This window comes from Burkholderia dolosa (assembly GCF_902499135.1).
Classification (GTDB): domain Bacteria; phylum Pseudomonadota; class Gammaproteobacteria; order Burkholderiales; family Burkholderiaceae; genus Burkholderia; species Burkholderia dolosa.
This window is the reverse complement of the sequence record NZ_CABVPR010000063.1, coordinates 16,009-35,770: the sequence shown is the minus strand read 5'-3', so window position 1 is coordinate 35,770 and position 19,762 is coordinate 16,009. Positions and strand designations below refer to the sequence as shown.

At 68.4% G+C, this 19,762-nt stretch carries 16 protein-coding genes; 11 read left to right on the top strand and 5 right to left on the bottom strand.

Going from position 1 to position 19,762, the window contains the following annotated elements; genetic code table 11:
* Both BUB20358_RS22785 and BUB20358_RS22780 read left to right on the top strand, forming a co-directional pair.
* Nucleotides 1–1,488 (top strand): penicillin-binding transpeptidase domain-containing protein (locus BUB20358_RS22785; RefSeq protein ID WP_174905123.1); only part of this gene is annotated, 1,488 nt, incomplete at its 5' end.
* A 133-nt stretch (nucleotides 1,489–1,621) separates the two neighbouring features.
* Nucleotides 1,622–2,311 carry a hypothetical protein gene (locus tag BUB20358_RS22780; RefSeq protein ID WP_006766055.1) on the top strand — a complete coding sequence of 230 codons (690 nt, stop codon included), beginning with the start codon at nucleotides 1,622–1,624 and terminating at the stop codon, nucleotides 2,309–2,311.
* A gap of 153 nt (nucleotides 2,312–2,464) precedes the next feature.
* On the opposite strand, the gene BUB20358_RS22775 is transcribed toward BUB20358_RS22780, so the two are convergent.
* The gene (locus tag BUB20358_RS22775; protein ID WP_035974229.1) at nucleotides 2,465–3,712 is read right to left on the bottom strand and encodes a multidrug effflux MFS transporter; all 1,248 of its coding nucleotides are present in this window, start codon (nucleotides 3,710–3,712) and stop codon (nucleotides 2,465–2,467) included.
* Nucleotides 3,713–4,068: 356 nt separating this feature from the next.
* Here BUB20358_RS22775 and BUB20358_RS22770 point away from each other — a divergent pair, with 356 nt between their 5' ends.
* Nucleotides 4,069–4,608, top strand: a complete 540-nt coding sequence (locus tag BUB20358_RS22770; RefSeq protein ID WP_035974231.1) for a hypothetical protein — start codon at nucleotides 4,069–4,071, stop codon at nucleotides 4,606–4,608.
* Between the two features lie 125 nt (nucleotides 4,609–4,733).
* On the opposite strand, the gene BUB20358_RS22765 is transcribed toward BUB20358_RS22770, so the two are convergent.
* Entirely contained in the window at nucleotides 4,734–5,630 is an 897-nt protein-coding gene (locus BUB20358_RS22765) for a glutamate/aspartate ABC transporter substrate-binding protein (protein ID WP_006766057.1), read from the bottom strand.
* 387 nt (nucleotides 5,631–6,017) lie between these two features.
* Here BUB20358_RS22765 and BUB20358_RS22760 point away from each other — a divergent pair, with 387 nt between their 5' ends.
* Together BUB20358_RS22760 and mgtA are read left to right on the top strand one after the other, a co-directional pair.
* Nucleotides 6,018–7,679, top strand: a complete 1,662-nt coding sequence (locus tag BUB20358_RS22760; protein WP_045552244.1) for a S8 family peptidase — start codon at nucleotides 6,018–6,020, stop codon at nucleotides 7,677–7,679.
* A 705-nt stretch (nucleotides 7,680–8,384) separates the two neighbouring features.
* Entirely contained in the window at nucleotides 8,385–11,162 is a 2,778-nt protein-coding gene (gene mgtA, locus BUB20358_RS22755; RefSeq protein WP_081293679.1) for a magnesium-translocating P-type ATPase, read from the top strand.
* Between the two features lie 237 nt (nucleotides 11,163–11,399).
* On the opposite strand, the gene BUB20358_RS22750 is transcribed toward mgtA, so the two are convergent.
* Both BUB20358_RS22750 and BUB20358_RS22745 read right to left on the bottom strand, forming a co-directional pair.
* Complete coding sequence (locus BUB20358_RS22750; protein ID WP_035974236.1) at nucleotides 11,400–11,684, bottom strand: hypothetical protein; 285 nt, start codon at nucleotides 11,682–11,684, stop codon at nucleotides 11,400–11,402.
* Between the two features lie 82 nt (nucleotides 11,685–11,766).
* Nucleotides 11,767–12,642, bottom strand: coding sequence for a LysR family transcriptional regulator (locus BUB20358_RS22745; RefSeq protein ID WP_006766061.1), 876 nt, complete (start codon nucleotides 12,640–12,642; stop codon nucleotides 11,767–11,769).
* A 92-nt stretch (nucleotides 12,643–12,734) separates the two neighbouring features.
* Here BUB20358_RS22745 and BUB20358_RS22740 point away from each other — a divergent pair, with 92 nt between their 5' ends.
* The 5 genes from BUB20358_RS22740 to BUB20358_RS22720 all read left to right on the top strand — a co-directional run bounded on the left by BUB20358_RS22740 (nucleotide 12,735) and on the right by BUB20358_RS22720 (nucleotide 15,751).
* Nucleotides 12,735–13,013 (top strand): hypothetical protein, encoded by a 279-nt coding sequence (locus BUB20358_RS22740; RefSeq protein WP_045552243.1) that lies wholly within the window; start codon nucleotides 12,735–12,737, stop codon nucleotides 13,011–13,013.
* Nucleotides 13,014–13,239: 226 nt separating this feature from the next.
* Nucleotides 13,240–14,307, top strand: a complete 1,068-nt coding sequence (locus BUB20358_RS22735; RefSeq protein WP_035974239.1) for a serine hydrolase family protein — start codon at nucleotides 13,240–13,242, stop codon at nucleotides 14,305–14,307.
* A 33-nt stretch (nucleotides 14,308–14,340) separates the two neighbouring features.
* Nucleotides 14,341–14,568: a DUF7661 family protein gene (locus BUB20358_RS22730; protein ID WP_006766063.1), complete on the top strand. Its 228-nt coding sequence runs from the start codon at nucleotides 14,341–14,343 to the stop codon at nucleotides 14,566–14,568.
* Between the two features lie 104 nt (nucleotides 14,569–14,672).
* Nucleotides 14,673–15,116 (top strand): MarR family winged helix-turn-helix transcriptional regulator, encoded by a 444-nt coding sequence (locus tag BUB20358_RS22725; protein ID WP_035974241.1) that lies wholly within the window; start codon nucleotides 14,673–14,675, stop codon nucleotides 15,114–15,116.
* Between the two features lie 71 nt (nucleotides 15,117–15,187).
* Nucleotides 15,188–15,751 (top strand): isochorismatase family protein, encoded by a 564-nt coding sequence (locus tag BUB20358_RS22720; protein WP_006766065.1) that lies wholly within the window; start codon nucleotides 15,188–15,190, stop codon nucleotides 15,749–15,751.
* Nucleotides 15,752–15,824: 73 nt separating this feature from the next.
* Here BUB20358_RS22720 and BUB20358_RS22715 read toward each other — a convergent pair whose 3' ends face one another.
* Nucleotides 15,825–17,246, bottom strand: coding sequence for an aminotransferase-like domain-containing protein (locus tag BUB20358_RS22715; protein WP_035975306.1), 1,422 nt, complete (start codon nucleotides 17,244–17,246; stop codon nucleotides 15,825–15,827).
* 152 nt (nucleotides 17,247–17,398) lie between these two features.
* On the opposite strand from BUB20358_RS22715, the gene BUB20358_RS22710 reads away from it, so the two are divergent.
* Nucleotides 17,399–19,723, top strand: coding sequence for an FdhF/YdeP family oxidoreductase (locus tag BUB20358_RS22710; RefSeq protein WP_035975307.1), 2,325 nt, complete (start codon nucleotides 17,399–17,401; stop codon nucleotides 19,721–19,723).
* Nucleotides 19,724–19,762 lie beyond the last annotated feature (39 nt).

Sequence of the window (19,762 nt, the reverse complement as noted above, 5' to 3'; positions counted from 1 at the left end):
GACGACGGCGACGCGCTCGCGCCGCACTTCGCGCGCCGCATCGCGGCCGAGGTGCGGCCCGCGGCCGGTGCGCGGGTCCGCACGACGCTCGACGCGTCGCTGCAGCGCTTCGCACGCGACACGCTGACGCGCGCGCTGACCGAACTCGACGCGCCCGCGCATCGGCGCAACGTGCAGGACGGCGCGGTCGTCGTGATCGACAACGCGAGCGGCGAGATTCGCGCGTGGGTCGGCTCGTCGGGCGCGCTGTCGGGCGCCCGCGACGTCGACGCGGTCGTCGCGCCGCGCCAGGCCGGCTCGACGCTCAAGCCGTTCCTGTACGCGCAGGCGATCGACGAAAAGCGGCTCACCGCCGCATCGCTGCTCGACGACGCGCCGATCAACCTGGCGGCCGGCGGCGGGCTGTACATTCCGCAGAACTACGACAAGGACTTCAAGGGCTGGGTCAGCGTGCGCAGCGCGCTCGGCGGCTCGCTGAACGTGCCGGCGGTGCGCACGCTCGTGCTCGTCACGCCGCACCGCTTCGCGCGCACGCTGACGGCGCTCGGGCTGCCGCTCGCGCAGGAAGGCGATTACTACGGCTTCAGCCTCGCGCTCGGCAGCGCCGACGTGACGCTGCTGTCGCTGACCAATGCGTATCGCGCGCTCGCGAACGGCGGCGTCGCGCGCGCAGTCGTCGACGTGCCGGCGCCCGCGTCCGCTGCTTCGTCGAGCGGTTCGTCGCCCGCTTCCGCGTCCGCACGCGCGAACGGCGGCACGCGCGTGTTCAGCGAAGCGGCCAGCTTCATCGTCACCGACATCCTGTCCGACAACAACGCGCGCGTGCGCACGTTCGGCTTCGACAATCCGCTCGCGACGCGCTTCTTCTCGGCCGTCAAGACCGGCACGAGCAAGGACATGCGCGACAACTGGACGATCGGTTTCACGTCGCGCTATACGGTCGGCGTGTGGGTCGGCAACGCGGACGGCTCGCCGATGTGGGACGTGTCCGGCGTCACCGGCGCGGCGCCGGTTTGGTCGGCGATCGTCGGCTATCTGCACCGCGACGTGCCGAGCCGCGCGCCGCGGCCGCCTGCCGGCGTCGAAACGCGGCGCATCGTGTTCGAACGCGACGTCGAACCGGCCCGCGACGAACGGTTCATCGCAGGTACGGCGCTCGATACGATCCGCCTCGCCGCGCCGGTCGCGCCCGGCAACGACGGCGCGCGCGCGCCGCTGACGATCGGCGCGCCGACCGACGGCACGATCTTCGCGATCGACCCGGACATTCCGCCGAAGAACCAGCGGATCTGGTTCGAGCGCACGTCCGGACGCGCGGCACGGTTCGCGTGGCGGCTCGACGACAAGGTGATCGGCCACGCGGACCGCATCGCGTGGATGCCGTGGCCGGGCCGCCATCGGCTCGAACTCGTCGATGCGCGCGGCAACGTCGTCGATACGGTCCGCTTCGAGGTGCGCGGCGCGTTTGCGAAGGCGGCAGCGCGGTGAACGCGTGGCCGCGAGCGGCCGCGGGAGCGCCCGGGCGCGGCGCGCCGTTGAAAAACCGTCGGCAGCCGCGCGCGGCAGAACCTAGAATGTGAGCAGCGCCGTGTCGCCCCTCCTTTCTACGATCGCCCGCAACATGAACCTCCGCACCATGCGCTTCATTCGCCCCGCGCTCGGCACGGCCTGCATCGCCGCGCTCGCGATGCTGGCCGCGTGCAATGGCGAAGCGTGCTTCGGCATCGACGTCTGCTTCGACGACGACACGCAGACCGTCGCGCTGTCCGGCACCGCCGCGACCGGTCATGCGCTCGCGAGCGCGCCGGTCGCCGTCAACTGTGCGGCCGGCTCCGCGACGGCGCTGACCGACGGCGGCGGCAACTATCGCGTGACGGTCAACGCGGTGCTGCCGTGCGTCATCAGCGTCGCGTCGGGCGGCACGACGCTGCATTCGCTGGCGTACGCGGGCGGCACGTTCAACACGACGCCCGAAACGGAACTGATGCTCGTCTATCTCGCGGCGCGGCTCGGCACGAATACGGCCGGGCTGATCGGCAACCTGCAGGGCAATCCGCGCTATCAGCGGGCGATCGGAGATTCGGGCATCGTGCAGGCCGCGCAAGCGGCGGTCGTCGCGAATCTGCAGCAGCGTTACGCGGTCGCGTTGTCGACGCCCGCGTTCCTGACGACGCCGTTTACGGTCGGACAGCCGGGCATCGACGCGGACCTCGACGCGCTCGCGAAAGCCGGCGCGATCGATTCGAACGGGATGCCCGATCAGGCGGCGGTGTCGTCGCTCGCGCAGGCCGGCGCGGCGAATCCGCTGTGACGTGCAGCTGCACGCGGCGCGCCACGGCGGAAGCTGCGGCATGCGCGTAGCGGCTCTGCCGGATGCCCATGCGGGAAAGCAGCTGCGCGGCGCTGCCCGCGAATCGCGGCGACCTTCACGCAGGCCGCAACATCGTGTCCGCAACCCTGACGCCTACGCCGCCCCCTCGCTCCCGCATGCGACCGTCGCGGCCTGCTGCTGCGTCAGATAGCGCAGCAGCTTGGTCACCATCCACACGACGACGAACGACAGCACGACGAAGAACACCGCGAGCGGCGTCAGCACCTGCACCGACACGAACCCGGCGAGCCCCATCATCGCGGACGACACGAGCAGCAGCGCGCACCCGAGAATCGCACTCGTCAGGCCCGCGATATGCGGAAACAGCGAGTTGCCCTTCGCCATCAGCGTCGGGTACATCGCGCCCGCGCAGAAACCCATCACGAGCACCGGCGCGGCGAGCGTCCACACGCGCAGGCCGACCGTCAGCGCGAGCGCGAGCATCGCGATCGATGCGCCGGCCATCACGCGTGCGCCGATGCGCAGCCGCTGTTCGGCGCTCGGCAGCCCGCGCCCGTGAATCCGGTTCGACAGCCCGCCGAGGAAATACATGAGGCCGATCCCGAGCGCGAGATAGCCGAAGAACGTCGGCGGCTCGTGCAGCGTGTTCTGCACCATGAACGGCCCGACGATGTTGAACACCAGCAGGATGCTGTAGCACAGCCCCTGCGCGAGGAAGCAGCTCTGGAACACCGGGCTCGCGAGCACCTTGCCCGCGTTCGCGGCGAGCGTGCGCGGCGCGAGACGCACGGGTTTCGGCAACGTTTCGCGGTAGCGCCACAGCAGCGCCCACATCACGACCGAGTACACGAGCAGGAACACGAGACACGCGCGCCAGCCGAACCACGTCTGCAGGTGCGCGCCGATCACGGGTGCGACGATCGGCGCGAGCCCCCACGCGATCGACATGTAGGTGAACGCGTGCATCAGCGCCTGGCCCGAGAACGAGTCGGTGATGATCGCCTTCGCGAGCAGGTTCGTGGTCGCGATCCCGAAACCCTGCAGGCAGCGCGCGAGCACGAACGTCTCCAGATTCGGCGCACCGAGCGACAGCACGCAGCCGATCGTGTAGATCACGAGCCCGAACGCGAGCACGCGCTTGCGTCCGTACGCGTCCGCGACCGGACCGAAGATCAGCTGGCCGAGCGCATAGGCGGCCATGTAGCCGGACACGCTGGACTGAATCGCCTGCGGCGTCGTCGCGAACGAACGTGCCATGTCGGGCAGCGCGGGCACGTAGATGTCGATCGCGAGCTGACCGGCGGACGAGAACAGACAGATCAAGAACAGCAGGAAGCGCGGCGAATTGGGCTGGCGGACGGAGGAGGACGTGGCGTTCATCGAGGCTGGGAAGGATGCGGGCGGCAGCGGCGTCGCACGCGTTGTTCGAAACACGAACCGGCGTACGCACGCGCGGAATCGCTTATTTTGCCCGTTGTTGCGGCCGGCGGTCGGGATTTCCCTGACGCGGGCGCGGTTGAATGTCGGCCGAAAGCATGCGCCGGCCGCGCTCTCGATGGGCGGAATCGCGCCAGCGGTCGCGAGCGGTCGCAGCGGTCGCAGCGGTCGCCGCCAGCGACACGTCCGGCCCCGTTTTAATTCCCGCTTAAGCCAACGCTCGCATAGTGCGCGATGGCTCCATCCGTGAGCCGCATGATTCGTTCCTGTTGTTCAGACTCGTTTGAGGAGATACGAATATGCGATTCCGTTCGTATATGGCAGCGGGCGCGCTAGCGCTGATGCCCGTGTTCGCCATGGCCGCGCAGGCAGACGCCGCCGCGGCCGCACAACCGATGTATGTCAATGTCAACGGGCAGGCCGTACCCGTGAAGGCCGAAACGCGCGTCGTCCAGACCGCGGCCGGCCCGATGAAGGTCAGCACGTGGAGCTGGCGCAGCCCGAACGGCAGCGCGAGCTTCGAGATGCAGACGTCGACGGGCGGCATGCCGCCGGCGGCCGCGCTGCGTCAACTGCAGGCCGCGCAGTATCAGATGCAGGCCGCACAGGCGCAGATGGTCGCGATGCAGCAGCAGATGATGGCGCTGCAGCGCGTCGCGCTCGCGAACGTGTTCGCGATGCCGGCGCCGCAGCCGGTCGCGTTCGCGATACCGATGTGGGCGATGCCCGAACCCGTCGTCGTGATCGTGCCGGCCCACCCGTCAGCACGCTCGGCGAGCCCGGCCGTTCCTGCGGCGCCCGCCGCGCCGGCCGCGCGCGGGCCGCAGATCAAGATCTGACGCGTCGCGCCATTCGGCATCGTCGCAAAACCGCCGGCCCGCGCCGGCGGTTTTTCATTGCGGCGCCGCCCGGCGCGGACGCCGCGCCCGCCCGCCGCGACCCGCATCGCGACGAGCGCGCGAAGTCAATACTGCGCCTGGTCGGTCGGATGCTTGAACAGTTCCTTCATCTCCGGCGACAGCGGATAGTTGAGACTCACGCCCTTCGGCGGAATCGGCTGCGTGAACCAGCGGTCGTACAGCTTCTCGGCGTCGCCCGACGTCTGCATCTTCGCGATCACGCCGTCGACCACACGCTTGAATGCCGGATCGTCCTTGCGCATCATGCACGCGTAGTTTTCGTGGACGAGCGGCGTGCCGGTCACCGTATAGGCGCCCGGATTGCGGTCCTTCGCGATCTCGCCGTACAGCAGCGGCTCGTCCATCACGAACGCGACCGCGCGCCCGGTCGTCACGTTCATGAACGCTTCGGCGTGGTCCTTCGCGCTGATGATCGTCATGTTCATCCCTTTTTCCTCGTTCAGCTTGCGCAGCAGCCGCTCGTCCGACGTGCCGGCCGTCGTCGCGACGGTCTTGCCGGCCAGGTCCGGAAAGTCCTTCACGCCCGAGTCCTTGCGCGTGCTGAAGCGGATGCCGTACAGAAAGATGCTGTTCGAGAACGCGGCCTGCTTCTGCCGCTCGAGCGTGTTCGTCGTCGATCCGCATTCGAAGTCGATCGTCCCGTTCTGCAGCAGCGGAATCCGGTTCTGCGACGTGATCGGGATCTCCTTCACCGTCAGGCTCGGCACGTTCAGCTCCGTCTTCAGCTGATCGATGATGCGCGCCGCAATGTCGCGCGAGTAGCCGATGTTCTTCTGCTGGTTGTCCGAATACGAGAACGGCACCGACGATTCGCGGATGCCGAGCGACACGACGCCGGTGTCCTTGATCTTCTTCAGCGTGCCGGTGAGCGCCTGCGCGTGCGCGGCGCCTGCCAGCGCGCAGGCCAGCACGACGGTCAGACAACGGAAGCGTCGATTCATGCTTTTCTCCTGACGAACCATGGATGAATCGCGATCCTACGCTCGACAAATTTGCACCGCATCAGGGAAAGCGCAAGGTCGCTGCCGCCGGCTGCCGACGTGCGCGGCCCTTGCGCCGTCACGTGCCGCCGCTCGCACGACGAAGCGCGGCGGTCGGTGCGCGTCGCGCCGCGCATCGTTCCATGCTGCAGTGCCATAACGCAAACGTTTGCGTATCGGTCGATTTTCTCGCATAACGTGCTCAAGAAGCCGCCGCAGCGGCCGTTACCCAATGCATGGCGCGTCGCGACAACCTGCGGCGATCGTCAGACGAAACAACAAGGTCCGGTTCGCCGGGCCATGCATTGCCGCCGGCATCGCGGTTATCTACGAGGATCGATCTTCAACATGAGAGCCAAACGTTCCAATTCCGCGCTGGCCCGCTCCGCTCACGCGCGCATGCTCGCCGGCATGCTGTCCGCCGCGGCCCTGCTTCCGATCTCCGGCTGCGGCGGCGGAGGCGGCGACGGCAGCAATCCGTCCTCGTCGAACGCCGCTCCGGCTCCGACACCCGCCCCGACACCCGCTCCGACGACGCCGCCCGCCACGTCCGGCGGCAACGCATGCACGACGCAGCAGGCCGCCGCGCAGATGGCCGCGCAGATGGCCGCGCAGAACACGACGGCCGACGAACCGCCGGTCGATCATCTGATCGTCAAGCTGAAGACGTCGACGGCGACGCGCGCGATGGCGGCGCTCGACAACGGAACGCGGCTCGACGCGGTGATCCAGCGCTCGATGACGCGCTGGACCGCGCCGACGACGTCCGGCGCCGCACGCGCGTATGCGGCCACGACGCCGCAGGCAGCGCTGAACGTGCAGGTCAAACGCTCGATCTCGAACGGCGCGGCCGTGCTGTCGCTGGGCCAGCGGCTCGCGGCCGCCGATGCGGCAGCGCTCGCGCGGGCGTTCGCCGCCGACGCCGACGTCGACTACGCGGAACCCGATCATCCGATGAAGATCCGCGACACGCCGAGCGATCCGGACTACAGCCAGCAGTGGTACATGTCGGACCCGAGCGCCGGCATCAACGCGCCGCCCGCATGGAACCAGACGAAGGGCTCGCCGACCGTCGTCACCGCCGTGCTCGACACCGGCTACCGGCCGCACGCCGATCTGGTCGGCAACCTGCTGTCCGGCTACAGCTTCATCAGCAACGTGAACACGAGCAACAACGGAATGACGCGCGGCCCCGACGCGACCGATCCGGGCGACTGGGTCACGCAGCAGGAGCTCGACAACGCGAGCGGCCCGTACTACCACTGCGCGAGCGAACCGAGCGACAGCAGCTGGCACGGTACGCGCGTAATGGGCGTGATCGGTGCGACCGCGAACAACGGTGCCGGTATCGCGGGCCTGTCGTGGCTCGGCAAGATCCTGCCCGTGCGCGTGCTCGGCAAGTGCGGCGGCGTGACGAGCGACATCGCCGACGCGATGCGCTGGGCAGCCGGCATTCCGGTGAGCGGCGTGCCGGCGAACCCGAATCCCGCGAAGATCATCAACCTGAGTCTCGGCGGCGTCGGCGCATGCAGCACGACGTTCCAGCAGGCGATCGACGACGTGAACGCGAAGGGCGTGACCGTGATCGTCGCGGCCGGCAACGACGGGCTGTCGACCGGGCTCGATCAGCCCGCGAACTGCCGCGGCGTGATCAGCGTCGGTGCGACCGATACGACCGGCCGTCGCGCGTCGTTCAGCAATTTCGGCAGCGACGTCGCGCTGAGCGCGCCGGGCGTGAACATCCTGTCGACCGCGAACAGCGGCACGACGACGCCGGGCGCCGACACGTACTCGACCGCGAGCGGCACGAGCCTCGCGACGCCGCAGGTGACGGGCGTCGCCGCGCTGATGCTCGCAATAAACGGCAACCTGACGCCCGCGCAGATCCAGCAGAAGCTGCAAGGCGGCACGCGCGCGGCGAAGCTGGCGGCGGGCACGTCGTGCACCGCGATGCCGGCCGGCTCGGGGATTCTCGACGCGGGCACCGCCGTCGCGTCGGCCGGGCAGTAACCGGGCACGCGTCTGCCGCGGCCGCGCGTATGCCGATATCCGCATACGCGCGGTTTTTCGGCGAATTCCGACATGCGATAACATGCCGCAGGAACACGCCAACCAAACAATGCAAAACAATGCAAAAGAGATTGACGCTCTGCACAACGAGCCGTTACCATCGCCCCGTCTAATTACTTGGAGTGTTCTGTGAACACCGATGCGAGTTGTAGTTGGCGCTCGACCAACTTGACTGCTGCCTGAGGAAACCGCGCAGAGCCTCGTCTTCTGCCGCATCCCGGGAAGCAGGATGCGGCGCCCTTCCGGCCTGACCGGCCAGAATTCCCGCCGAATTTTCGATATCGACGCACGCATGCGACGCACTGTCGCGCGCGCGTGCGTTCGCGTCGCGCGCAGCATCGCCGCGCGTGCATTCCGTTCGCGTGCCGTCGGACCGTGCAGCCTCGTGCATGCGCGGCCGTCGATTGCCCGTACCGCCCACCCGCCACCGTCAGGAGCGCAGATGAACTCAGACGACAGTAGTCCATTACCGCTCGCCGGCGCGACGCCGCGTGCCGACAGCCGGAGTGCGCGGTGCGTGCCGGCGAGCGTTTCCGCATTCACCGATCCACAGCCGATCGCGCATCGCGCGACGCGGCGGGACGCGTCCGTGCGTCGATGACGCCGCGGCCGCTCCCGCCCGCACGCATGCGCCGGGAGCGACCCATGACACAACGCAATACACCGAAGAGCAATACACCGAAGAAAAAGCAGCGCGGCTTCATCCACGGCGGCGCAGGCCGGCGGAACGAGCCGCACGTGATCCGCGCCGCGCACGAAGCGGCACGCCCGCTCGAAGACACGCTCGCATCGCTGCGCACCGGCACGCGCGGCCTCACGTGCGAGCAGGCGGCCGAGCGTCTGCAGCGCAACGGCCCGAACGAAATCGCGCACGACAAGCCGCCGCACTGGACCCACCAGCTGCTGCACGCGTTCCACAATCCGTTCGTCTACGTGCTGCTGGTGCTCGCGGCGATCAGCTACTTCACCGACGTCTACTTCGCGGCACCCGACGATCGCGACTACGTCGGCATCACGATCCTGCTGACGATGGTCACGATCAGCGCGCTGCTGCGCTTCGTGCAGGAATTCCGCTCGCTGCAGGCCGCCGAGCAGCTGAAGGCGATGGTCCGCACGACGGCGACCGTGCAGCGCGCGGACAGCGCCACGGCCGAACCGGTGCGCCGCGACGTGCCGATGCGCGAAGTCGTCGTCGGCGACATCGTCCATCTGTCGGCCGGCGACATGATCCCCGCCGACGTGCGGCTGATCGCGTCGCGCGACCTGTTCATCAGCCAGGCGGTGCTGACCGGCGAGGCGCTGCCAGTCGAGAAGTACGACACGCTGGGCGCGGTCGCCGGCAAGTCTGCCGGGACGCGCGCGGACGGCGCGGCGAACGATGCGTCGACGTCGCTGCTCGACCTCGACAACGTGTGCTTCATGGGCACCAACGTCGTCAGCGGCACTGCGACGGCCGTCGTCGTCGCGACCGGCGAGGACACGTACTTCGGTTCGCTCGCGCGCAACGTCGTGAGCCGCAAGCGCGTCGAGACGAGCTTCGATCGCGGCGTCGCGAGCGTCAGCTGGCTGCTGATCCGCTTCATGCTCGTGATGGTGCCGGTCGTGTTCGCGATCAACGGGCTGACGAAAGGCGACTGGCTGAGCGCACTCACGTTCGCGCTCGCGGTGGCCGTCGGTCTCACGCCGGAGATGCTGCCGATGATCGTCAGCGCGAATCTCGCGCGCGGCGCGATCGCGATGGCGCGGCGCAAGGTCGTCGTCAAGCGGCTGAACGCGGTGCAGAACTTCGGCGCGATGGACGTGCTGTGCACCGACAAGACCGGCACGCTCACGCAGGACAAGATCATCCTCGAACATCATCTGAATCCGTCGGGTCGCACGGACGAGCGCATCCTCGAACTCGGCTGGCTGAACAGCTTCCATCAGAGCGGCCAGAAGAATCTGATCGACATCGCGATCGTCGCACGCGCGAACGAGATCGGCGAACGCGTGAAGCCGCAGGGCTACCGGAAGATCGACGAACTGCCGTTCGACTTCGTGCGGCGCCGCCTATCGGTCGTCGTCGCAGATGCGCACGGCGCGCATCTGCTGATCTGCAAGGGCGCGGTAGAGGAAATGCTCGCCGTGTCCACGCACGTGCAGCACCAAGACGGCGTGCGCGCGCTCGACGTCGCCGCCCGCGAGCGGCTGCTCGAACAGGCGAACGCGTACAACCGGGACGGCTTTCGCGTGCTCGTGCTCGCGACCCGTGCGATCGCGCGCGGCGCCGAGCGCGAGCAGTACCGCACTGCCGACGAGCGCGATCTCGTCGTGCGCGGCTTCCTGATGTTCCTCGATCCGCCGAAGGAATCGGCTGCGCCGGCACTCGCCGCCCTGCGCGAGAACGGCGTCGCGGTGAAGGTGCTGACCGGCGACAACGCGGTGGTCACGACGAAGGTCTGCCGCCAGGTCGGCCTCGAGCCCGGCCAGCCGATGCTCGGCACGGAAATCGACACGCTGGACGACGCGACGCTTTCCCATGCGGTCGAACGCACGACGGTGTTCGCGAAGCTCACGCCGCTGCAGAAGGCGCGCATCGTGAAAGCGCTGCAGGCGAACGGGCACACGGTCGGCTTTCTCGGCGACGGGATCAACGACGCACCGGCACTGCGCGACGCCGACGTCGGCATTTCGGTCGACAGCGGCGCCGACATCGCGAAGGAAACGGCCGACATCATCCTGCTCGAGAAGAGCCTGATGGTGCTCGAAGAAGGCGTAATCAAAGGCCGCGAGACGTTCGGGAACATCCTGAAGTACCTGAACATGACCGCGAGCTCGAACTTTGGCAACGTGTTCTCGGTGCTCGTCGCGAGCGCGTTCCTGCCGTGGGAGCCGATGCTCGCGGTCCAGCTGCTCGTGCTGAACCTCGTCTACGACACGTCGCAGATGCTGCTGCCTTGGGACCGGATGGACCCCGAATTCCTGAAGAAGCCGCGCAAGTGGGAGGCGGGAAACATTCGCCGCTTCATGCTGTGGGTCGGGCCGACGTCGTCGGTATTCGACATCACGACGTACGTGCTGATGTGGACCGTGTTCGGCGCCGGCGCGATGTACCAGATGAGCGGCGGAGCCGGCGGCCAGATCGTGATGAACTCCGGCTGGTTCGTCGAAAGTCTCGTGTCGCAGACGCTCGTCGTCCACCTGCTGCGCACGCAGAAGATCCCGTTCCTGCAGAGCACGGCATCGCTACCGGTGCTGCTGTCGACGGTCGCGGCGATCGCGATCGGCTGCTGGCTGCCGTTCTCGCCGTTCGCCGACGCACTCGGCTTCATGCATCTGCCGGGCAGCTACTGGCTGTGGCTCGTCGCGACGATGGTCGGCTACATTGCCCTCGCACAGATCGTGAAGACGATCTACGTGCGCCGCTACAAGCGGTGGTTCTGACCTGCTTCGGATCGCCGCAGGCCGGCTCGCGCGACGCGCGGCCGGCCGCTTGCAACGGAACGGGCGCACGGTTGCGACAGACGTCGTGTCGCGCACGATCGCGTTCGTCGCAACAGTGATCGACTGCCACGCCTGCAAGTTCATTGGCATAGCGTCACAGCGCGTGTCGGCAAACCGCCGCACCGCTCGGCGAACGTCCGCACGACGGGCCGCATCGGCGGCCCGTCTTTTCTTCTGTCATCCCGCGTCGTTCGCGCCGAACAGCTGCGCGCACAACGCGCGCCCTTCTGCCGTCAGCGCCGCGCTGCCGGTGCCGTCTTCGCTCAGCGTCGTCACGCTCAGGCCGGCCGCGTCGAGCTGCGTCAGCACGCGCCGCAGCGTGCTCATCGGCAACTGCGCGCGCTTCGCGAGCTTCGGCAGCGACCATGTTTTCCCGGCCGGATCGTTCGCGGCCTCGTTCAGCGTCGCGAGCGTCGCGACCAGTGCGGGATCGAGCGGGGAATCGTCGGGTTCTGAGGTCATCGGTCGGGATTCGTCGGTGGTACGTCGGATGCATCCGCGATGCGGCCGCGCACACTATACCGCGGCGCATCGCGCCGGCGCGTCACGCGTCCTTGATCGCGGCGCGCATGAACGACACGAAGCGCGTGGTGACCGGATCGTCGCGGCCGGACAGCCACGCGAGCCCCACGCGCCACTTCGCGTCCTTGCCGCCGAGCGGCAGCACGGTCGCGTCGCGCAGCAGATACTGCGCGCGCGACGGAATGAACGCGACGCCGACGCCGGCCGCGACCGACGTCAGCACCGACTGCACGTCCTCGGCCTGCTGCGTCACGTGCGGCACGAAGCGACGCTCGATGCACCAGCGGTCGATCTGCGCGGCGAGACCGGGGCCGCGTGCGCGCTGCAACGCGATGAAGCCGATCTCGTTGAGCACGCCGAGATCGGCCGGCACGCGCGCGATGCCAAGATGCGGCGGCACCGCGAGCGCGAGCCCCTCGTCGATCACCTTGAACGACGACAGCCCGTCGTCCGACGGCAGCCGCAGAAAGCCGGCGTCGAGCTTGCCCGCGCGCAGCCGGCGCGTCTGCTCGGACGACGACAGGTCGCTCAGCGTGACCGCGATGCCCGGATTGCGGCGCCGAAACTCGGCGACGAGCTTCGGCACGAGCGTCAGCACGGACAGGCAGATGCCGAGCCGCAGATGGCCGTGCTGACCGCTTGCCGCCTCCCGTGCGCGCGCGAGGATTTCATCGGCATCGCGCACGAGCGCCTGCGCATCGGGCAGGAAGCGCTCGCCGAGCGGCGTCAGTTCCGCGCCGTGCCGCCCGCGCTCGAACAGCTTGCCGCCGACGCTCGCCTCGAGCGCGCCGATCTGCTTGCTCAGCGCCGGCTGGCTCATGTGCAGCGCATCGGCCGCGCGGCTGAAATGACTGAGCTCGGTGACGGTCAGGAACGTCCGCAGCAGTTTCAGTTCCATTCTTCAAAGGAATCTCAACGGTCGAAAGATTCATTTTACTGATCGAACGACGTCGCGTTCAATACGGACATGCCCTCCCGGAAACCGCCATCATGTCCTTGCATTGCCTGCCCGCCTCCGCACCTGCTTCCGAACCGTCGCGCGGCGACGTGGCGGGCGACGAACGCATCGTCGCGCCGGATGCGGCCGCTCCGTCCGATGGCGTCGATGCGCCCGATGCGCGTGCAACGAACCGGCGTGCCGCACGCGTCGACGGACGCAGTCGCCGGTTCCGTTACGGCGACGCGCTCGACGACGCGCCGCCGCGCGCCGTGACCGGCTCGATCGCGATCAGCTTTGCAGTCGTGTCGCGACGGAACTGGCCGCGCTGAACGGGCCGATACCGAGCGAAGAGCCGGCCCGACGCCGCGCGATCCTGCGTTTCCACGGTCCACGTATCTGCGCGCAAGCGGCAAAAAAACAGTCGAAATCCCGCTGCACGTTATGCCGTCGCGCATTCCTCGATCGTCATCGCGAAGCGATCGACCGTATAATTTCCCGCACCGCTGACCGCCCATCCATTGCGCGCCGCCCTGCGCGCGAAAAGGAGACTCCCGCTTGACCGGCCTCATCGCGCGCACGCATCGCGCCCGGACCCTCGTGATCATCGTGCTTTCGTTCCTGATGCTCGCGTTCGCGACGAACGCGTCCGCTCAACGCGCGCAACCGCATCGCGTCGCGCACGCGCATGCGAAGGCCGTCAAGAAAAAGCCTGCGCACCGCAAGGCCGTCAAGCATCGCCGCCCGCGCGCGAAGCGTCATGCGATCGCGCATCGCGCGGCGCCGACGCCGCAGCAGCGACGCGCGAAGCGCACGACCGCGGTACGCCCGCGCGCGGCTGCGAAACCGCGTCTGCTCGCCAGCTGCGGCTACAGCCCGCGCGCGGTCCGCTCCCTTCATTCCCGCGCCGCGTACGTGCTCGACGTCGATTCCGGTACGCCGCTGCTCGCGCGCAACGCGCGCACCGTCAGACCGATCGCATCGATCTCGAAGCTGATGACCGCCGTCGTCGCGCGCCGCGCCGACCGTCCGCTGAACGGCGTGCTGCGCGTGACGGCCCGCGACCGCGACACGATCAAGTTCACCGGTTCGCGGCTGCCGATCGGCGCCGAACTGTCGCGTCGCCAGATGTTCCATATCGCGCTGATGTCGTCGGAGAACCGCGCAGCTGCGGCGCTCAGCCGCGACTATCCGGGCGGACGCGCCGCGTTCGTCGGTGCGATGAACCGCGAAGCGCGCCGGCTCGGCATGCGCCGCACGCACTTCCGCGAGCCGACCGGACTGTCGCCGCACAACGTGTCGACGGCCGATGATCTCGCCCGGCTCGTCGGCGCGGCCGCGAAGGATCCGCTGATCCGCTACTTCTCGACCGACACGTCGACCACCGTGCGTGCCGGCGACGACGAACTGCTGTACGTGAACTCGGATCCGCTCGTTCGCTACGGCCGGCTGCCGATCCGGCTGCAGAAGACGGGCTTCATCAACGAGTCGGGGCACGGCGTCGTGATGCGCATGCGCGTGAACGGCCGGCGCGAAACGATCGTGCTGCTCGGCGCACCGACGCGTGCGGGCGTGTCGAGCGATGCGCTGAAGATTCATCGCTGGCTCGCCTGTTCGATCCGGTAGCGGCCGCCGCACACGCTCGACAGGAACGATCCGATGCCGCGCGAATACCGCTTCGATGCGTTCGGCCGCGTACTCGCGGTCGTGCGCTCGAACGGCCGCCGGACCGTGCTCGATCTCGGTGCCGACGGCAAGCGGCGCGCGGCCGATCTGCCGATTCCGGCGGCGATCGCCGCCGACGAACTGGCGCAATATCTCGGCGATCCGCTGCACGAGAACGCGACGCCGAAGCGCACCGACGTCGTACCGTTACCGCGCGATTGACGGCGCCGTTCCGCATGCGCGTGAGCGTGCAGGCTGTCGCCGCATGCCGGCCAATTCGACAGGTAAACTTGCAAGTTAGCCTGTCGTGCCATAAGATTCGCCGCATGACTCCACCGCGCAAACCGGGCGTTTCCGCCGACACCGTCGCCGCCGATCTCACCGTCGCGGTCGCTCAATTGATCCGCAGGCTGCGCGCCGAAACCGCGTCCGACGGTCTCGGCATGTCGCATGCGAGCGCGCTCGCGCGGCTCGAGCAGAACGGGCCGACGGCGACCGCCGAGCTCGCGCGCGCCGAAGCGATGAAGCCGCAGTCGATGAAGGCGATTCTCGCGAGCCTCGAGGAAGACGGGCTCGTCGAACGCGAGCCGCACCCGACCGACGGCCGCCAGATCCTGTTCCGGCTGACCGCAGCGGGCGCGGACGCGCGACGCAAGCGCGGCGCCGCGAAGCACCAATGGCTCGGCGCGGCGATCGCGAAGCTCTCCGACGACGACGTCCGCACGCTCGCCGCCGCGATTGCGCTGATCCGACGCATCGGCGATCAATGATCGACGATCCCGCACGTGCGCGCGGCATCGCCCGCGCACACGGGCGTTCTTCCACTCCACGGAGCCCCGTCATGAGCGTTACCCGTCTCGATCCGAACACCGCACTCGTCGTCATCGACCTGCAGAAAGGCATCGTCGCGCTGCCTCCGCCGCACGCGGTCGCGCCGGTAATCGAACGCACGCGGGAACTGCTCGACGCGTTCCGCAGCCGCGGGCTGCCGGTCGTGCTCGTCAACGTCGCGGGCGGCGCGCCGGGCCGCACGCAGCGGCAGCCGCCCAGCGTCGGACTCGCGGCCGACTGGACCGAGCTGATCGCCGAACTGAACCGGCAGCCGGGCGACCATCTCGTCACGAAGAAAACCTGGGGCGCGTTTACCGGCACCGACCTCGACGCCTATCTGAAGGCTGCCGGCGTCACGCAGATCGTGCTGGCCGGCATCGCGACGAGCATCGGCATCGAATCGACCGCGCGGCATGCGTTCGAGCTCGGCTACAACGTCACGTTCGCAATCGATGCGATGACCGACGCGAACCCGGACGCTCACGCCAACAGCATCGAGCGGATCTTTCCGCGCGTCGGCGAAACGGGGTCGACCGCGGACATCGTCGCGCTGCTCGACCGACGCGGCGCATAAGCACGCAGTTTCGGGCCGGCGTGCGCGCCGGCTGCCGGAATCGGAGTGCCAACGCGCCGCGCAAGCGGCGCCGTCACCCGCGCGCGCATTCCGCCGCGAGCCGCCCGAGCGTCTTCAGCGCATCCTCGATCTGCCGCGACCACGGATAGCTGTAGTTGAGCCGGATGAAATGCCGGTAATCGTCGGTCGCGGAAAACATGTGTCCGGGCCCGATCGTGATCCGCTGCGCGAGCGCGCGCGCATACAGCTTCATCGCATCGACGTGCGGCGGCAGCTCGACCCACAGCACGTAGCCGCCCTGCGGCTGCGACAGCCGCGTGCCTTCTGGAAAGAAGCGCCGCACCATCGCGCTCATCAGGTTCGCCTGCTGCGCATACTGCTTGCGCATGCGCCGCAGATGAAAATCGTAGCCGTCGTATTTCAGGTATTCGGCGATCGCGAGCTGCTCGATCGCCGGCGTCGCGAGCGTGTTCAGGAATTTCAGCTTCTCGACCGCGTCGCGATAGCGGCCCGGCATCGCCCAGCCGATCCGGTAGCGCGGCGACAGGCTCTTCGTGAACGACGCGCAGTGCAGCACGAGGCCGTCGCGATCGAACGATTTCAGCGCGCTCGGCGCCGCGTCGCCGAAGTACAGCTCGTGATAGACGTCGTTCTCGATCGCCGGCACGCCGTGCTTCGCGAGCAGCTCGACGAGCGCGCGCTTGCGCGCATCCGGCATCCGGAAGCCGAGCGGGTTCTGGAAATTCGGCATCACCATGCACGCGGCAATGCGCTCGCGCGCGAGGATCCGCTCGAGCGCATCGAGATCGATGCCGTCGCCCGGATGCGTCGCGACCTCGAGCGCTCGCATGCCCATGCGCTCGATCGCATGCAGCATCGCGTAGAACGTCGGCGATTCGACGGCGATCGTGTCGCCCGGCCGCGCGACCGCCTGCAGGCACAGGTTGATCGCCTCGGTCGCGCCGATCGTCATCACGATCTCGCCCGGCTCCACCGCGACGCCGCGCTCCGCGTAGCGCCGCGCGATCTGCCGGATCAGTTCCTGGTTGCCGGGCGGCAGGTCGTCGATCACGCCCCAGCGCGTGCGGCGCCGGCCGATCGCCTGCGCGTAGCGTGCGAGCCGCTGCACCGGAAACTGCGACGCGTCCGGGTATGGCGAACCGAGCGGCACCGCATCGTCGCGCGCGATCGAGCGCAGCGTCGACAGCACGAGCCGGCTCACGTCCACTGCGGACGGCTCCGCGGCCGGCGTCGACGCGTGCAGCTCCGCGACGTCGGGCACGGCCGCGCGCGCACGCACGAAGTAGCCCGACTGCGGCCGGCTTTCGATCAGCCCGCGGCTTTCGAGCACGAGATACGCGCGCAGCACGGTCGTCACGCTGAGCTGCTGCTGCCGGCTCGCGTGCCGCACCGACGGAATCCGCTCGCCGGGCCGGTAGACGCCGCGCTCGATCTGCGCCTGAAGATCGTCGGCCAGTTGTTCGTAACGCTTCACCCGCATTCCTTTCAAGTCGCCTTCGACGACACAGTTGCGATCCGCACTGTGCAAATCGCCGCAACTGTACTCTTTTTCGAAGTGAACAGGTGTATATACAGCGGGCCGCGCGCGCCGCGTACGCTGCACGCATCGACCCCGACACCTGCATCATGAAAAAGAAATCCGCCGCCGCGCGCATCGAACCGTACACGCACCCCGCCGCCGGCTGGGGCGCGCTGAAAGCCGTCACGATCAACCTGATCAAGGAGAAGGTTGCGGGCGGCAACTATCGGACGCTGCTGCGCCAGAACCAGCCCGACGGCTTCGACTGCCCGGGCTGCGCGTGGCCCGACCGCCAGCACGCGTCGACGTTCGAATTCTGCGAGAACGGCGTGAAGGCGGTGGCCGCCGAAGCGACGAGCAAGCGCGTGACGCCCGAATTCTTTGCCGCGCACACGGTCACCGAACTGCTCGCGCAGTCGGACTACGAGCTCGAGCAGCACGGCCGGCTCACCGACCCGATGGTGTACGACGCGCAAACCGACCGCTACGTGCCGATCGCGTGGGACGACGCGTTCGCGATGATCGCGCGCCATCTGCGCGCGCTGCCGGACCCGAATCAGGCGGCGTTCTACACGTCCGGCCGCGCGAGCAACGAAGCGGCGTTCCTGTATCAGCTCGTCGTGCGGATGTACGGGACGAACAACTTCCCCGACTGCTCGAACATGTGCCACGAGGCGACGAGCCGCGGGCTGCCGCCGTCGGTCGGCGTCGGCAAGGGCACCGTCACGCTCGACGATTTCGAACATGCGGACACGCTGCTGATCTTCGGGCAGAACCCGGCGACCAATCATCCGCGGATGCTCGGCGAGCTGCGCGAATGCGCGAAGCGCGGCGCGACGATCGTATCGATCAATCCGCTGAAGGAGCGCGGGCTCGAGCGCTTCGCCGATCCGCAAAGCCCGCTCGAGATGCTGACGATGTCGGGCACGCGGATCGCGTCGACGTTCATCCAGCCGACGATCGGCGGCGACTTCGCGCTGATCAAGGGCGTCGCGAAGCGCGTGCTCGAGCTCGACGACGCCGCGCGCGCGGCCGGTGCGCCGCGCGTGCTCGACACCGCGTTCATCGACGCGCACACGGCCGGCTTCGACGCGTTCGCCGACGACTTGCGCAACGAGCGCTGGTCGGCGCTGACGGCCGAAAGCGGCGTGCCGTACGAGCAGATCGACGCCCTCGCGCTGCGCTACGCGCGCAGCGAACGCGTGATCGCGACGTGGGGCATGGGCATCACGCAGCACAAGCATTCGGTCGCGACGGTGCAGATGCTGACGAACCTGATGCTGATGCGCGGCAACATCGGCCGCCGCGGCGCGGGACTGTGCCCGGTGCGCGGCCACTCGAACGTGCAGGGCAACCGCACGGTCGGCATCGAGGAGAAACCGACGCAGGCGTTCCTCGACCGCCTCGGCCGCGTGTTCGATTTCGAGCCGCCGCGCGCGCACGGCTACGACGTCGTCGAAACGATCGACGCGATGCTCGACGGGCGCGTGAAGGTGCTGATCGGGCTCGGCGGCAACTTCGCGATGGCGACGCCCGACACGCCGCGCACGTGGGAAGGGATGCGGCGCTGCAACCTGTCCGTGCACATCACGACGAAGCTGAACCGCAGCCATCTGATCCACGGCCGCGACGCGCTGATCCTGCCGACGCTCGGCCGCACCGAAATCGACCTGCAGGACGACGTGCCGCAAGGCGTGACGGTCGAAGATTCGATGAGCATGGTTCACGTGTCGTACGGGATGAACAAGCCGGCGTCGCCGAACCTGATGTCGGAGCCGGCGATCGTCGCGCATATCGGCCATGCGCTGTTCGGCAGCGACAAGGTCGACTGGCTCGCGTACAAGAACGACTACGCGAAGATCCGCGACGCGATCGAAGCGACGCTCGACGGGTTCTACGACTACAACGCGCGCATCGCGCGGCCGGGCGGCTTCCATCTGCGCGTCGCGTCGCGCGAGCGCGAATGGCTGACGCCGACCGGCAAGGCGAACTTCATCGCGCACGCGCTGCCGGCCGACACGCCGATCCAGCGCGCCCGCGCGCTGCACGGCGAGCGGCTGCTGACGCTGATGACGACGCGCTCGCACGACCAGTACAACACGACCGTGTACGGGCTCGACGACCGCTACCGCGGCGTGTTCGGCCAGCGCCGCGTGGTGTTCGCGAACCGCGACGATCTCGCGATGCTCGGCCTGAAGGCCGGCGAATGGGTCGACATCGAAACCGTGTGGCACGACGGCATCGAGCGGCGCGCGAACGGCTTCCTGCTCGTCGAATACGACATCCCGCGCGGCTGCATCGGCGCGTACTACCCGGAAACGAATCCGCTCGTGCCGCTCGACAGCGTCGGCGACGTGTGCAACACGCCGACGTCGAAGTCGGTTCCGGTGCTGCTGCATCGCGCACCTGCGCCGGTGGCCGTCGCCGCGTGAGCGGCGCGCCGCCGGATGTATCGAATCGTTTCAACGTGC